Source organism: Kitasatospora sp. NPDC023385, assembly GCF_055664045.1.
Genome location: NZ_JBVOOL010000025.1, coordinates 12439 through 26044 on the forward strand (window position 1 = coordinate 12439; position 13606 = coordinate 26044).

General features: G+C 76.0%; 11 protein-coding genes and 1 pseudogene. 1 reads left to right on the plus strand and 11 read right to left on the minus strand.

All coding sequences use genetic code 11. From position 1 onward, the window contains the following. Window positions 1-84: 84 nt before the first annotated feature. The 6 genes from AC0B61_RS29540 to AC0B61_RS29565 all read right to left on the minus strand — a co-directional run bounded on the left by AC0B61_RS29540 (window position 85) and on the right by AC0B61_RS29565 (window position 8471). The gene (locus AC0B61_RS29540; RefSeq protein WP_471744334.1) at window positions 85-690 is read right to left on the minus strand and encodes a TIGR03086 family metal-binding protein; all 606 of its coding nucleotides are present in this window, start codon (window positions 688-690) and stop codon (window positions 85-87) included. A 138-nt stretch (window positions 691-828) separates the two neighbouring features. Then, window positions 829-1584: an SDR family NAD(P)-dependent oxidoreductase gene (locus AC0B61_RS29545; protein WP_471744336.1), complete on the minus strand. Its 756-nt coding sequence runs from the start codon at window positions 1582-1584 to the stop codon at window positions 829-831. 436 nt (window positions 1585-2020) lie between these two features. Further along, complete coding sequence (locus AC0B61_RS29550) at window positions 2021-2791, minus strand: LysM peptidoglycan-binding domain-containing protein (RefSeq protein ID WP_471744338.1); 771 nt, start codon at window positions 2789-2791, stop codon at window positions 2021-2023. Window positions 2792-3346: 555 nt separating this feature from the next. Then, window positions 3347-4015, minus strand: a complete 669-nt coding sequence (locus tag AC0B61_RS29555) for a response regulator transcription factor (RefSeq protein ID WP_471744340.1) — start codon at window positions 4013-4015, stop codon at window positions 3347-3349. Between the two features lie 114 nt (window positions 4016-4129). Continuing rightward, on the minus strand, window positions 4130-5815 hold the full coding sequence (locus AC0B61_RS29560; RefSeq protein WP_471744341.1) for a sensor histidine kinase: 1686 nt from the start codon (window positions 5813-5815) through the stop codon (window positions 4130-4132). A 115-nt stretch (window positions 5816-5930) separates the two neighbouring features. Beyond that, window positions 5931-8471, minus strand: coding sequence for a SpoIIE family protein phosphatase (locus tag AC0B61_RS29565; RefSeq protein WP_471744343.1), 2541 nt, complete (start codon window positions 8469-8471; stop codon window positions 5931-5933). Between the two features lie 183 nt (window positions 8472-8654). Between AC0B61_RS29565 and AC0B61_RS29570 the strand changes: the two genes are divergently transcribed. Then, complete coding sequence (locus AC0B61_RS29570; protein WP_471744345.1) at window positions 8655-9290, plus strand: nucleoside/nucleotide kinase family protein; 636 nt, start codon at window positions 8655-8657, stop codon at window positions 9288-9290. A 9-nt stretch (window positions 9291-9299) separates the two neighbouring features. Here AC0B61_RS29570 and AC0B61_RS29575 read toward each other — a convergent pair. The 5 genes and pseudogenes from AC0B61_RS29575 to AC0B61_RS29595 form a co-directional block, all read right to left on the minus strand. Further along, a pseudogene (locus tag AC0B61_RS29575) lies at window positions 9300-10152 on the minus strand (DNA-formamidopyrimidine glycosylase family protein). Between the two features lie 58 nt (window positions 10153-10210). Beyond that, window positions 10211-10660, minus strand: coding sequence for a universal stress protein (locus AC0B61_RS29580; RefSeq protein ID WP_471744347.1), 450 nt, complete (start codon window positions 10658-10660; stop codon window positions 10211-10213). 105 nt (window positions 10661-10765) lie between these two features. Continuing rightward, complete coding sequence (locus tag AC0B61_RS29585) at window positions 10766-11791, minus strand: zinc metalloprotease (protein ID WP_471744348.1); 1026 nt, start codon at window positions 11789-11791, stop codon at window positions 10766-10768. 94 nt (window positions 11792-11885) lie between these two features. Further along, window positions 11886-12554 carry an AAA family ATPase gene (locus AC0B61_RS29590; RefSeq protein ID WP_471744350.1) on the minus strand — a complete coding sequence of 223 codons (669 nt, stop codon included), beginning with the start codon at window positions 12552-12554 and terminating at the stop codon, window positions 11886-11888. 119 nt (window positions 12555-12673) lie between these two features. After that, on the minus strand, window positions 12674-13600 hold the full coding sequence (locus AC0B61_RS29595) for an LLM class F420-dependent oxidoreductase (protein ID WP_471744352.1): 927 nt from the start codon (window positions 13598-13600) through the stop codon (window positions 12674-12676). Window positions 13601-13606: the final 6 nt, after the last annotated feature.

Consider the following 13606-nt stretch of genomic DNA (forward strand, 5'->3'; position numbering starts at 1 on the left):
ACCGCCTTCGACCAGCAGGCCGCCTCCAGCACCGGGTTCGCCCTCCCGGTGCAGGCCGCGGTGGCCCCGGGCGGCGGTCGCGCGCTACGGGGCGATCGGCGCTGCCGGGTCGCGCCCGAAGAACGCGGCCAGCCGGTCGTACGGCGGGGCGTCCTCGGGCGCGGCGACGGCCGGGCCGAAGGCGTGGCGGTCCTTCTCAGCGCCGCGGTACTCGGGCTTGAGCGCGCCCTCGGCCCAGGCCAGGGCGGCGAGCGCGACCCCGTGATCGAGGCCCTCGGTGGGCTGGCCGGTGGCTCGGGCCAAGTCCCATCCGTGGACGGCGAATTCGGCGGTCTGCTGGTCCACGGGGAAGCGGGCCGGCAGGGTGCCGACGCCGGGCAGTTCCAGCGTCCCGGTGAGGTCGCCGGCCGCACGCCAGGCGTCGGCCAGCTCCTCGGCCCCGGCCTCGAAGGCGTGCAGCCAGTCCTCCTCCACCCGCTCGAAGGGCTGTGACCAGTCGGGCTGGCCGCCCCGCGCCCGCACCGTGAACTGCCGCAGGTCGTACAGCAGATGGCTGATCAGGTCGCCGACGTCCCAGGAGCGGCAGGGCGTCGGGTGGCCGGCCAGCTCGACGCCGGTGCCGTCGATCAGCCCGGCGGTCTGCGCCAGCGCCCGGGCGAGCAGCTCGATCGGGTCTTCCGCTGTGGTCATGGCACACCTCTCGGTCGGGAGCCCGGTCGGGAAGCCCGGTCAGGGAGCCCGCTCCGGGGGCACGGGTCGTGCCGGGCGATCGTAAGCGCGAGCGCTGACGACCACCCGGCACGACACCGCACCGGTTCCGGCCGGGTGTCAGGCCGCGAAGCCGCCGTCCACCGCCAGCTCCGCGCCCGTGACGTACCGGCCGTCGTCGCCCACCAGGTAGGCGACGGCGCCCGCGATCTCCGCGCCGGTGCCGAAGCGGCCGAGCGCGGTGAGCCCGCTCTGGAACTCGCCGGCCTCGCCGTCCGCCGGGTTCATCTCGGTGTCGGTCGGACCGGGGTGGATCAGGTTCGCGGTGATCCCGCGCGGGCCGAGCTCCCGGGCCAGCGCCTTGGTCAGCCCGGTCATCGCGGCCTTGCTGGTCGCGTACAGGGTGGCGCCGGGGAAGGCGACCCGCTGGGCGACGCAGCTGCCGATGGTGACGATCCGCCCGCCGTCGGCCAGGTGCGCGGAGGCCGCCTGGGCGTACAGGAAGGGTGCCCGGACGTTCACCTCCAGCACCCGGTCGATGTCGGCCGACGCCAAGTCGCCGATCGGGCCGAGCGCGCCGACACCGGCGTTGTTCACCAGGATGTCCAGCCGCCCGAACCGCTCGGCGACCTCCGCGACCACGGCCCGCACGGCCTGCGGGTCGGCGCTGTCCGCCCGGACGGCCCAGCCGCTCCGCCCCATCGCGGTGATCTTCCCGGCGACCTCCTCCGCGCGTTCCGCGCTGCCCTGGTAGGTCAGGACCACATCGGCTCCGTCCTCGGCGAGCCGCAGCGCGATCGCCGCCCCGATCCCCCGGCTGCCGCCGGTCACCAGGGCCACCTTGCCGTCGAGCACTGCCACACCGTTCATCGTCATATCTCCAGAACTCCTTGTTCCGATCTCGGACATGACTCGATCCTGGGCCAGGGCGCTGCAAACCTCCGGCGGCATTCGGACATCGAGTTCAACGTTCAACTATGCCTCGATGCGCTCCCGCACTCCGGCGTGCACGCCGCCTACCGGTCGCACGAACCGGCCGCCCGCAACGCCGCCGGGCACCGTGCCTCCGCACCTCCGCGCTCCCGCAGCCGGAGCCCGCTCCGACCGGTCCCGGAACGCAATGAGCCGAGCGGCCGCCCCCACGGGAGGGGCGGCCGCTCGGCCGGGCGGCGAGGCTCCGTCGGAGGCTGGGTCGGGCGCTCCGCCGGAGGCGCGCTCGTGGGCTCCGTCAGACGGTTGCGGGCCGTCGAACGGTCAGAGCCCGTCAGGCAGTCAGCCCGTCAGAACGTCAGGACGTCAGAACGTCAGAACGTCAGACGGTCAGGGTCTGGCCCGGGAAGATCAGGTCCGGGTTGCCGCCGATGGTGCGGGCGTTCTTGCCGTACAGGGTGTCGGTGTCGGTGCCGAACTTGGCCGCGATCTCGCTCAGGGTGTCACCGCTCTTGACGGTGTAGCTGCCGGCGGCGGTGCCCTGCGGCGCGACCGGTGCGGCGGCCGCGATCGGCGCAGCCTGCGCCGGCTTGGCGACGGGCTTCGCCGCCTTCGTGGCCGGCGCGGCGGCCGGCTTGGCGACGGGCTTCGCCGGCTTGGCGACGGGCTTGGCAGGCTTGGCGGCGGGCTTCGCCGCGGGCTTGTCCGCCGGGGCGTCCGAACCCGCCGAGGTGTCGACGGCGGCCGGGGCGCCGCCCTTGTTCAGGCCCGCCTTCTGCGAGCAGACCGGCCAGGCGCCGGGGCCCTGCGAGGCGAGGACCTTCTCGGCGACCGTGATCTGCTGCTCCTTGGTCGCCTGGTTGGCCTGGGGGGCGTACGCGGTGCCGCCGTACGCCTTCCAGGTGCCGGGGGTGAACTGCAGTCCGCCGTGGAAGCCGTTGCCAGTGCTGATGCTCCAGTTGCCGCCGCTTTCGCACTGGGCGACGGAGTCCCAGGTCGAGCCGGGAGCGGCGGAGGCCGAGGTGGCCGTGACGAGGCCGGCCACCGGCAGGGCCGCGATGGCGGCGCCCGTCACCACGGCCAGCCGGACGCGGTTGCGCTTGGTGGAGGTGGCGGAGGTGGTGGCAGCGGCGGTCTCGTGACGGGAATTCATACGGGTCCTCTCGACAAGCCCCGGGCGGGCAGGCGGAACCAGGCCCGGGACATGGGCCGGTCGGCTCCGCTCACCGCACTCGTCGGGCGGCCGGACACGCGTCGGACGTGCCGTGCCGCCCCGGTCACCTCCGCGCGCCGACGGCCCGGTTCGAGCGGGTCTTGTCGGCGGGCACCGCCCTCGCGCCGTGGGTCAGTCGGCGGGCGGTGCGTCGGGGTGAACCCGGGTGGCGCTCGTTGCGCCGCCAACGAAGCTATGGGCATCCCCTGGGCGCGGCAAGCAATTCTTGGACGTCGCAGGTCAGTTGACTGTTACCGGCGGTATCGATCAAGAACCGGCGCCCGGTTCGACCGGGTTTGACCGCATTTCCAAGATCGAACGGTCAGTTTCCGTGCCCGCGCTCACACCTGTCCATTTGCGACACCCGCCACACCATCGACGCACTGCGACCGCGACCTGACGGACCGTCACCACGAGAGCCGGAGTTCCCGACTCCGCATGGCCGCCGAGTGGCGTCCACCACACCCGACACGTTCTGTCATCAAACGGACACGCTCAGCCCCGGCCGTCGAGCTCCGCGTCCCGCGCCAGCAACGCCGCCTGGACCCGGTTCTCGCAGCCCAGCTTGGCCAGGATCCGGCTCACGTAGGTCTTCACCGTCGCCTCGCTCATGTGGATCCGCGCCCCCGCGTCGGCGTTGGACAGCCCCTCACCGAGCAGCGCCAGCACCTCCAGCTCGCGCTCGGTGAGCACCTCCAGCCGGCGCCGGGCCGCTGCCCCGCGGGCGGCCAGCGAGCCGCCGCGCCCGGCGGCCAGGGAGTCGACGATGTGCCGGGTGGCGGCCGGGGAGAGGAAGGCGTTCCCGCCGGCCGCCGCCCGGACGGCCTGGATCAGCTCGTTCGGCGCGGTGTCCTTGAGCAGGAAGCCGGCGCCGCCCTCGGTCACGGCGCGCAGGACGTTCTCGCGCTCCCCGAAGGTGGTGAGGATCAGCGCCCGCGCGCCGGGGGCGACCCTCGCCAGCTCCCCGAGCGCCGTCAGCCCGTCCATCACCGGCATCTGGATGTCCAGCAGCACCACGTCGACCCGGTGCGAGCGGGCCAGCTCCAGCGCCTCCCGGCCGTCGGCGGCCTCCGCGACCACCTCGATGTCGTCGGCGGAGCCGAGGATCATCCTGATCCCGGCCCGGATCAGCGGCTCGTCGTCGGCGACGAGGACTCGGATCACGCTGGTCATTCCCCTCGAACGGTGCTTCGGCTGCGGCACCATCCTCACATCCGCGCCGCCCCTCCCGGACCCCGGCCGTGCTGCTCCCCCGGCTCTCTCCCCCTCGCCCCGCGGTCAGCCCGTGGCGACGTACTGCTGCTTGTCCATCAACACCCCGTCCCGGAAGCAGAACCGGGCCACGTGGTCCTCGTTCCAGCCGTCCGCGCGCGTGCCGACCAGGGAGTACCAGCGGCACTGCGCGCCCTCCGGCGGGGTCGGACCGGTGCGCTCGTACTCGTCGGTGAAGAAGTGGTTGCCCGGCGGCAGATCGCGCAGCACCTCGGCCTCCGCGGTGCCGACCTGGACCCGGTCGTACAGCGGCTTGCGCACCGTCGCGTCGCGGTTGCCGTCGACGAACGCCACGATGCCCCAGACCACCAGCCCCAGCAGGGTCAGCCCGACCGCCACCACCCCGACCGCGCAGCCGAGCGCCGGGCTGCGCCGACCGGCCTCCGCCGGGTCGGCCGGCGGCAGGCCCTCGAACACCCAGTCGTCGGCCCCGGCGTCGACCCCGGCGGCGGCCGCGGCGCCCTCCCCGGCGCCCTCCGCCCCCTCGTACGGCAGGACGGCGGCCAGCCGGAAGCCCTGCTCCGGTGTCGCCCCGGCGTGCACCATGCCGCCGACCAGCCGGGCGCGCTCCCGCAGCCCGGTCAGCCCCTGGCCGCCGCTGACGGCCGTCCCCGCGCCGGCGCGCACGCCCACGAGCTCCGGCGCACGCGCGTTGGTGACCTCCACCACCAGCGCGTCGGGCTCGTACCGGAGCGCGACACCGATCGGCGCGCCGGGGGCGTGCTTGTGCGCGTTGGTGAGCGCCTCCTGCACGATCCGGTACGCCGCGTGGTCGACGGCGGCCGGCAGCGGCCGCCGCTCGCCCTCCCGGGTGAGCCCGACCTGCGCCCCGGCCGCCCGGGAGGACTCCACCAGCTCCTCGACCCCGTCCGCGCCGCCCCGGGCGGGCCCCGCGGACGACGCCGCGCCCGGCGCGGTCGGCACCGCCGTCGACTCGTCGTGCAGCACCCCGACCACCTCGCGAAGCTCGCGCATCGCCGCGACCGCCGCCTGCCGCAGCACCCCGACCGCCTCCCGCTGCCGGTCGGTGAGCGTCCGGTCCACCTCCAGCGCGCCCGAGTGCACGGAGATCAGCGCCAGCTGGTGGCCCAGGCTGTCGTGCATGTCCTGGGCGATCCGGTGCCGCTCGCGCAGCCGCGCCTGGCGCACCACCATGACCCGCTCGCGCAGCAGTTGGTCGTTGCGCTCGCGCAGCGCGTCCAGCAGGGCGCGCCGCTGCGCGCGGTAGCGGCCGTAGAGCGCGGGCAGCACCGCGAGCACCAGGAACCCGCCGAGCGACAGGCCGAGGAGCAGCTTGGGCGAGAACGAGGCGGCGTCCTTCGCCACCCCCGTCACGGTGAACAGCACCCAGCCCGCCGCGAAGGTGCCGACCAGCGTCCAGACCCGGCGGATCCGCGCCCCGGCCGCCCAGCCCGCGCAGACCATCAGCAGCACCGGCCCCATCGACCAGCCCGTGGCGGCCGCGGCGACCAGCAGCACGGTGGCCGGGAGCCCGCGGCGCAGTACCCAGAGCACCGCGACGCCCAGGCCGAAGGGCACCGCCAGGCCGGAGTCGGCGACCAGCTCCCCCAGCGCGGCGAGCCCGCCCATCAGCAGGGCGAGCGCGGCCTCGCCCACCACCCGCCGGGGCCGCCAGGGCCCGGGCAGCGCCGTCCGTACCGCCGTCTTCCAGGCCCGCGCGATCGCATCCACCGGTCGAGGCTAACCGGCCGCCCGACGCCCGCGCCGTCCCCCTTCGTCGCCGCCCGCGCCGACGAAAGTCGCCTGCCCGCCACGGCGCCGGATGCCGTGCGCGCCCGGCGCCGGCTCATCCGAAGGCGGTCAGCAGCAGCGCCACGTCGTCCACCCGGTGGGTCGAGCCGACCTCCCGCAGCAGCCGCTCGGCCGCCTCGTCCAGGTCCTCCCCCGCCGCGCCCCGGGCCATGGCGGCCCGCAGCCGGTCCACGCCCTGGTCGATCGCCACCGACGGATCCTCGACCAGCCCGTCCGTGTAGAGGGCGAGCACCGCGCCCGGCCGCAGCCGCAGGTCGCTGACCGGGTAGGCGGCCCGCTCGTCGACCCCGAGCAGCGGCCCGCCCGCCACCTCCAGCACCTCGGCCCGGCCGCCCGGGTGGCGCAGCACCGGCGGCAGGTGCCCGGCGCGGGCGATCCGGACGGCGCCGTCGGCGGGGGTGAGCCGGACGAGGCAGCAGCTGGCGAGCAGGCCGAGGTCGAGGTCGAGCAGCAGCCGGTTGGTGCGGGCGAGCACCTGGTCGGGCGGTTCGCCGCCGGTGGCGAAGGCGCGGACGGCGCTGCGCAGCTGGCCCATCGCGGCGGCGGCGGCCACGCTGTGGCCCTCGACGTCGCCGATCACCAGGGTGACGTCCTCGTCGGTGACGATCGCGTCGTACCAGTCGCCGCCGATCTCCATCCCCTGGGTGCCGGGCAGGTAGCGGGCGGTGATCCGGATGCCGGGCACCTCGGGGAGGCGGTGCGGCAGCAGCCCCTGCTGCAGTCCGCGGGCCAGCGTGAACTCGGCGTCGTACAGCCGGGCGCGCTCCACGGCCTGGGCGATGAAGCCGCCCAGGGCGGTCAGCAGGCCGCGCTCCTCGATGGTGAACGGGCGCGGCCGGTCGAAGCCGAGGATGCAGCTGCCGACCGGGCGGCCGGAGGCGATCAGCGGCAGGAAGGCCCAGGCGCCCATCCCGTCGAGGGCCAGGCCGGGGTAGGCGGCGGCGAGTTCGCGCACCGACTCGAAGAAGATCGGGGTGCCGGTGCTGAGCGCTTCCGCGCCGGGGAGGCGGGCGTCGATCGGGGTGCCCTCGAAGCCGTCCAGGAAGCCGTCCGGGTAGCCGGCCTGCGAGAGCAGGTGCAGGTGCTGGTCGCGCACGGCGTAGATGGCGAGCTCCTGGCCGCCGAAGGCCGGCAGGATCTCGTCGGCCACCGCCCGGCAGACGTCGCGCACGGTGACCGCCTCGGTGAGCGCGCTGGCGAGCTGGAGCAGGTGGTGGGTGCCGCCGACGCCGGTGCGGGCGGCGGCGGGCGAGGGCGGCGGCGCGGCGGCCGACGGCTCGGCGGCGTCGGGCGGGGACTCGGCGGCGACCACCCGGCCGGTGACGCCGTGCGCGTCGGGGTAGAGCGAGAAGGCGAGCCAGCCGTCGGGCGGGCGGGCGGCGAGGAAGACGGTGGGCCGCTGGGAGAGCAGGGCGGCGCGGTAGCGGTTCTCGTAGAAGGGATCGGCGAGCCAGGGCAGCACGTCCCAGGGGTGGTGGCCGACCAGGTCCTCGCGGCGGGCTCGGAGCAGCGGCTCGATGGCGCGGTTGGCGTAGTCGATCCGGCCCTCCGGGTCGAGCGAGAACACGCCTTCGCGCAGCCGGTCGACGGCGGCCGCGGCGGCGGTCAGGCTCCGGGCGTCCAGCACGGCGCCGACCAGGTGGGTCCGGCCGTCGGAGATCGCGGCGGGCACCCGCGCCCACAGCTCGACGGGGTGCGGCCGGCCGTCCGGTCCGAGCACCCGGACGCGGGCGGCCAGCACCTCGCCGTGCTCCAGGGCGGTGCGGGCGGCGGCCCGGAAGGCCGGCAGGTCGCCGGGGGCGACCCGGGCGTTCAGGGCGGCCACCGTGCCGTCGAACTCGCCCGGCCCGAAGCCGAAGATCTCCCGGAACCGGGCGTCGGCGGCGAGCGCGCCGGTGGCCACGTTCCAGTCGAACAGCCCGACCCGGGTGGTCGGCACCGACGGCGGCGGCAGTTCGACCACGGCCTCGTCCCCGTCCGAGTCCACCGACTGCCCGGACGACGCCTCCAACGCGGCCAGCTCCTCGCCCAGTGCGTCCGCGACGGCGGCGAGCTGCGGGCCCGCAGGCTCCGGCACCCCCTCGTCCGAGGCGGGCCACAGCACGCTCAGCACACCGAACCGCTCGCGGCCGTGCGCCACCGGCACGCAGGCGGAGGCGAAGTCGTACGGCAGGCCGACGGCGAGCTGCGGGAAGCGCCGCATGGTGTCCTCGGTGTCCGAGAGCAGGACGCCGTGGCCGCTGCGGAAACAGACTGCGACCGGCAGCGGCCCGGCCGCCGCGATCCGCCGGAACGGGCTCATCACGGACATCGGCACCCCGGCGATCGTCCGGAGCACCAGCGACCGGCGGTCCGGCGAGCGCAGGTACACCATCGCGCCGTACGCCCCGGTGGCGGCGAGCGCCCGGGGCACGGCCTCCGCGAGCAGTTCGTCCGGCCGGGGATCCGGCCGGGCCGTCTCGCGGACGGACGGGAGGGCCGCCCAGCCCGCCTCCGCGTCGGAACCGGGCTCCGGCGGCCGGTCCGGCCCGGACCGCGCCCCGGGGGCCCCACCGGTCGCATGCGGATGGCGCATGCTCTTTTGCTACGCCGGGCCCGGAACGGTGTCAAGGCGGGGCCGCCCGGCCCCGGCTGCCGGGCCGCCCCGCTTGGACCTCCTCCACGCGGGCCACGACGACATCCCGCACCCCGCCCCGCACGCCCGCCCACCCGTCCTCCCCGCTGCACCGACCCCCGCCGCCCACGGCAGGATGGCCCGATGCGGATCACACCGATCTCCCCCGACAACCTGGCCGAGCTGCTCGCCGACCGCGTCACCGCCCTGCCCTGCTCCGACGGGCGCCGCCTGCGGGTGGCCGTGGACGGCGCCGCGGCCGCCCGCCCCGACGCGCTCGCCGACGCCCTGGTGGAGCCCCTGCGGCTGCGCGGCCGCCCGACCCTGCGGGTGTCGGCGGCGGACTTCCTGCGCCCGGCCTCGGTCCGGCTGGAGTACGGCCGCCACGACCCGGACGCCTTCCACGACCTCTGGCTGGACGACGGGGCCCTGCTGCGGGAGGTCCTCGACCCGCTGGAACCGGGCGGCACCGGCCGGGTCCTGCCGTCCCTGCGCGACCCGGCGACCGACCGCTCGACCCGCGCCCCGTACACCCGGCTCCCGCCCGGCGGCGTCCTACTGCTGGACGGCACCTTCCTCCTCGGCCGCTGGCTGCCCCTCGACCTGACCGTCCACCTCGCCCTCACCCCGGCCGCGCTCGCCCGCCGCACCCCCGCCGACGAGCACTGGACCCTCCCCGCCTTCGCCCGCTACGAAGCGGAGACCGGCCCCGGCGGACTCGCCGACCTCACCGTCCGCATGGACGACCCCCGCCACCCCGCCCTGGTCGAACAGCTCTGACCGGGCGCCTCACCGCCCCGGCGGACGTCCTGCGCCGCCCCGGGACGGGCGGAGGGTGCCGCCCGCCGGGGCCGGGCCGCGTTGGCAGTACGGGCACCAGTAGGCCACCCGGTCCTGCGGGGGCGTGCCTGCCCTGACGAGCGGTCAGGACGAGGGTGCCGCAGCGGGGGCAGGGGCGCCCGGCGCGGCCGTAGACCCAGTGCTGGCGGCCGCGCCGGGTGTCGCCGGTGGTGATGTGGCCGGGGCGCAGCTTGTTGGCGTCCAGCAGGTGCCGGGCGCGGTCCACCAGGCGTTCGGGGCGCGGGAGTTCGCCGACCTCAGTCCACGGGGTGACGCCGGCCAGGTAGCAGAGCTCGTTGGCGTACACGTTGCCGATGCCGGCGAGGTTGCGCTGGTCGAGCAGGGCTTCGGCGACGGGCCGGGCGGGGTGGGCGAGCAGGCGGCGGACGGCCTCGGCCGGATCCCAGTCGGGGCCGAGCAGGTCGGGTCCGAGGTGGCCGACGGCGCGCTGCTCGTCGGCGGTGCGCAGCAGTTCGACGACGGGGAGCCGGTAGCCGACGGCGGTGCCGCCCTCGGTGCCGAGGACGGCGCGGATCTGCCAGGCGGGCCCGCCGGCCCAGCGCTCGCCGGGGCGGTACACCTCCCAGCGGCCGTCCATCCTCAGGTGGGTGTGCAGGGTGAGGCCGCCTTCGAGGCGGGTGAGCAGGTGCTTGCCGCGCGGGACGACCTCCAGCACGCGGCGGCCGGCGAGTTCGGCGGTCGCGTGCGCGGGCACCCGCAGGTCGGCGCTGGTCAGCAGCTGCCCGGCGAGGGTGGCGTGCAGCCGGGCCGCCGCGCGGTAGACGGAGTCACCTTCTGGCATGCCTCCATCCTCTCCCGCTCCCCCGCGCGGCGGCCCGGTGACGGGCTCGGACGGCGGGTTACGCCGCGGCCTGGCCCTCGCGGACGACGACCACCGGGCACGGGGCGTGCTCGGTGAGGTGGCGGCTGACCGAGCCGAGCAGGACGCCGGAGAACCCGCCGAGGCCGCGGCTGCCGACGACGAGCAGGGCCGCGCCCTTGGCGGCCTCCAGCAGGGCCGTGGCGGCGTTGCCGGGCATCACGCTCTCGCGGATCGGCACGGCCGGGTCGTCGCCGACCACCCGGGTGACGGTCTCGGAGAGGGTGTTGCCGGCGAGCTCCTCGGGGTTGAAGGTCTCGACGGTCGGTACGGCCTGCCCCGCCCAGCCGTAGAAGGCGGGGTACTCCCAGGCGGCGATCGCGCTGATCGTCCCGCCGACGGCCTTGGCGTAGCCGACGGCCCAGCGCAGCGCCTGCTCGGAGGCGGGCGAGCCGTCCACGCCGACGACGATCCGGGGATTGGCACTCATGCCCTTGCTCCTTCGGTTGCTCCTGCCGGAGGGTGCGGCTGGATGGTGGGGTCGGACGGTGGGCCGGCTGCGGGGCGCGGATCGGCTCCCGCGGATCCTGTCAGCTCAACTTCGGTACACGGCCCACGAGTTCGCCATCCGCTGGGCCTGCCCGGGGGTGAACCGGCTCATGCAGGAGTCGTAGCTGTAGTCCATGTAGTTGTGGATCGGGTCGAGCCCCGGAGCGGGGCAGGTGTCGCGGCCCTCGGAGCAGCCGTAGGAGGGGCTGCGTTCGGCCGGGGTGTCGTCCACGTAGTCGCCCGGGGCCAGGCAGCCGCCCTGGAAGGTGTGGAAGAGGCCGAGCCAGTGGCCGATCTCGTGGGTGGCGGTGTTGCCCTCGTCGTAGTGGGTCGCGGAGCCGCCGGGCAGTGAGGCGTCGAGCACGACCACGCCGTCGTCGGTCGGGTTCGACCGGTAGGCGTTCGGGAACGTCGACCAGCCGAGCAGGGACTGGCCGAGCCGCGCGGTATAGAGGTTGAGGGTGCCCTGGTCGCCCTTGCGCAGGGCGCTCTTCATCGCCTGCTCGGCCGCCGAGCCGGGGGTCAGGCCGGTGTACCAGGAGGCGTTGTCGGTCCGATCGGTGCCGGCCAGCTCGAAGTGGAACTGGGTGGGGGTGTTGCCCGCGCCCTGGCCGCCGTAGCTCGCGTTGAGGTGGTCGATCTGGGCGGCGACGGCGCCGTCGTCCAGGTTCCCGGAGTCCCCGGCGTGGATCACGTGGACGTGGACCGGGACGGTGGTCGGGGCGCCGATCTGCGCGCGGGCGGCGCCGAGTTGGGCGAGCCGGTCGTCGAGGTCGTCCTGCATCGCCCGGGCCCGGGCGGCGCTGACGGCGTTCGGGTCCTTCCCGGCCTGGCTGCCGGCCGGCTTCCGGGCGGCGGCCCCGGCGCTGTCGGCCCCAGCGCTGTCGGCCCCGGCGCCGACCGCACCGCCCTCGCACACCGTCGTCGGAGCGGTGGCAGCGGTCCATTGCGGGGCCGAGGCCGGCGCCGGGGCAGGGGCCGCGAACTGGCTCAGACCGGCGGCGGCCACCAGCGCGGCGGTGCAGGGGAACAGGCGGGGGGCACGCGAGCGCACCCGGACAGTACGGCGCATCTGCGCTCCTGGGGGGATTCGACGTGGTCTCGGCCGCGCCCGGCATGCTCCGGCCGGACCCGCCGGCGCGGCGCCCGGCGCGGACCCGCCGAGACTACGACGCCGTGAAGTCGATCTCCCGCAGGGCGCGCGCGGCGGCCCGGTCGAGTACCACGGCCGACGCACAGTCGGCCGGCAGCCGCCCGGCGCCGAGGATCCGGCGGCGCAGCCGAGTGACGGCGGCCCGGTGCCGGGCGAAGGCGTACCGGGAGACGCCGCGCCCGCGCCGGCGCTGCCCGGCCAGCGCCTCGGCCGGGTCGACGTCGAGCAGCAGCAGGTGCACCCGGCGGCCCTGCCGGGCGGCGGCCCGGGCGAGCCAGGCCCGCACCCAGGGCAGGGTGCCGCAGTCGTGCACCGCGAGCGGGCCGCCGTCCAGCACCGCGCGGCGCAGCCGCCGGTAGTGCGCGAGCCGGGCGAGCGGGCGGTAGAGCGCGTACGGGAGGCGGCCGGGCAGCCGGGCCGCGTACTCCTCGCGCACCAGCTGGGAGTCGATCAGCGGGGCGCGCACGCAACGGCGCATCAGGGTGCTCTTGCCGCTGCCGGGCAGGCCGGAGACGACCAGCAGGTCCCCGGCGGGGTAGCGCAGGGCCGCCGGGCCCGGGCCGCGCAGCTCGTGCAGGACGGGCGGGTCGTGGGCGGGCGGCAGGACGACGCGCTCCCCGGCGGGGCGCGGCGGCGGCACCCGTGGCACCGCCGCCGCCCGTACCGTTCTCGTCCCGCTCACCGGATCTCCCCCCGCCGTTCCTGCTCCGGAGCATGGCGCATTCCCAAGAGCGAGTAAAGGGCGGAGGTCGCAGCGGGTACGGACGGCCCTTGCCGGGCCTGGTCACGCGGCCCCGGTCGTCAGCCGAGCTGCGGGGCGACCCGGGAGGCGATCAGCTCCAGGTGGTCGAGGTCGTCGAGGTCGAGGATCTGCAGGTAGACCCGCTCGCTGCCGACGGCCTGGTACCGGCCGATCCGCTCGGCCACCTCGTCCGGGGTGCCGGCCAGGCCGTTGGCCTTCAGCTCGTCGACCTCGCGGCCGATGGCGGCGGCCCGGCGGGCCACCTCGGCGTCGTCCCGGCCGACGCAGGCGACCAGGGCGTTGGAGTAGACCAGGGCGTCGGCCGGGCGACCGGCCTGCTCGACGGCGGCGCGGACCCGGCCGAACTGGGCCGCGGAGTCGTCCACCGAGGCGAACGGCAGGTTGAACTCGTCGGCGAAGCGGGCGGCCAGGGCCGGGGTGCGCTTCGGGCCGAGGCCGCCGACCAGCACCGGGATGCGGTCCTGGGCGGGCTTGGGCAGCGCGGGCGAGTCGGTCAGCGTGTAGTACCGGCCGGCGAAGTCGAAGGTGTCGCCGAGCTTGGTGTTCCACAGCCCGGTGATGATCGCCAGCTGCTCCTCCAGCCGCCCGAACTTCTCCTGCGGGAAGGGGATGCCGTAGGCGGCGTGCTCGGCCTCGTACCAGCCGGCGCCGAGGCCGAACTCGACCCGGCCGCCGCTCATCGCGTCGACCTGGGCGACCTGGATCGCGGTGACGCCCGGAAGCCGGAAGGTGGCGGCGGTCATCAGGGTGCCGAGGCGGATGGTGCTGGTGTCGCGGGCGAGGCCGGCCAGGGTGATCCAGGCGTCGGTGGGGCCGGGCAGGCCGTCGCCGTCGCCCATCTTCAGGTAGTGGTCGGAGCGGAAGAAGGCGCTGAAGGCGCCGAGCTCCTCGGCGGTGCGGGCGACCTTGAGCAGGGTGTCGTAGCTCGCGCCCTGCTGGGGTTCGGTGAAGATGCGGAGATCCATGCGGAC

Excerpts from the sequence above, each read along its gene's own strand:
- AC0B61_RS29540 (WP_471744334.1), bottom strand. The coding sequence starts at position 690 with ATGACCACAGCGGAAGACCCGATCGAGCTGCTCGCCCGGGCGCTGGCG.
- AC0B61_RS29545 (WP_471744336.1), bottom strand. The coding sequence starts at position 1,584 with ATGACGATGAACGGTGTGGCAGTGCTCGACGGCAAGGTGGCCCTGGTG.
- AC0B61_RS29550 (WP_471744338.1), bottom strand. The coding sequence starts at position 2,791 with ATGAATTCCCGTCACGAGACCGCCGCTGCCACCACCTCCGCCACCTCC.
- AC0B61_RS29565 (WP_471744343.1), bottom strand. The coding sequence starts at position 8,471 with ATGCGCCATCCGCATGCGACCGGTGGGGCCCCCGGGGCGCGGTCCGGG.
- AC0B61_RS29570 (WP_471744345.1), top strand. The coding sequence starts at position 8,655 with ATGCGGATCACACCGATCTCCCCCGACAACCTGGCCGAGCTGCTCGCC.
- AC0B61_RS29580 (WP_471744347.1), bottom strand. The coding sequence starts at position 10,660 with ATGAGTGCCAATCCCCGGATCGTCGTCGGCGTGGACGGCTCGCCCGCC.
- AC0B61_RS29585 (WP_471744348.1), bottom strand. The coding sequence starts at position 11,791 with ATGCGCCGTACTGTCCGGGTGCGCTCGCGTGCCCCCCGCCTGTTCCCC.
- AC0B61_RS29595 (WP_471744352.1), bottom strand. The coding sequence starts at position 13,600 with ATGGATCTCCGCATCTTCACCGAACCCCAGCAGGGCGCGAGCTACGAC.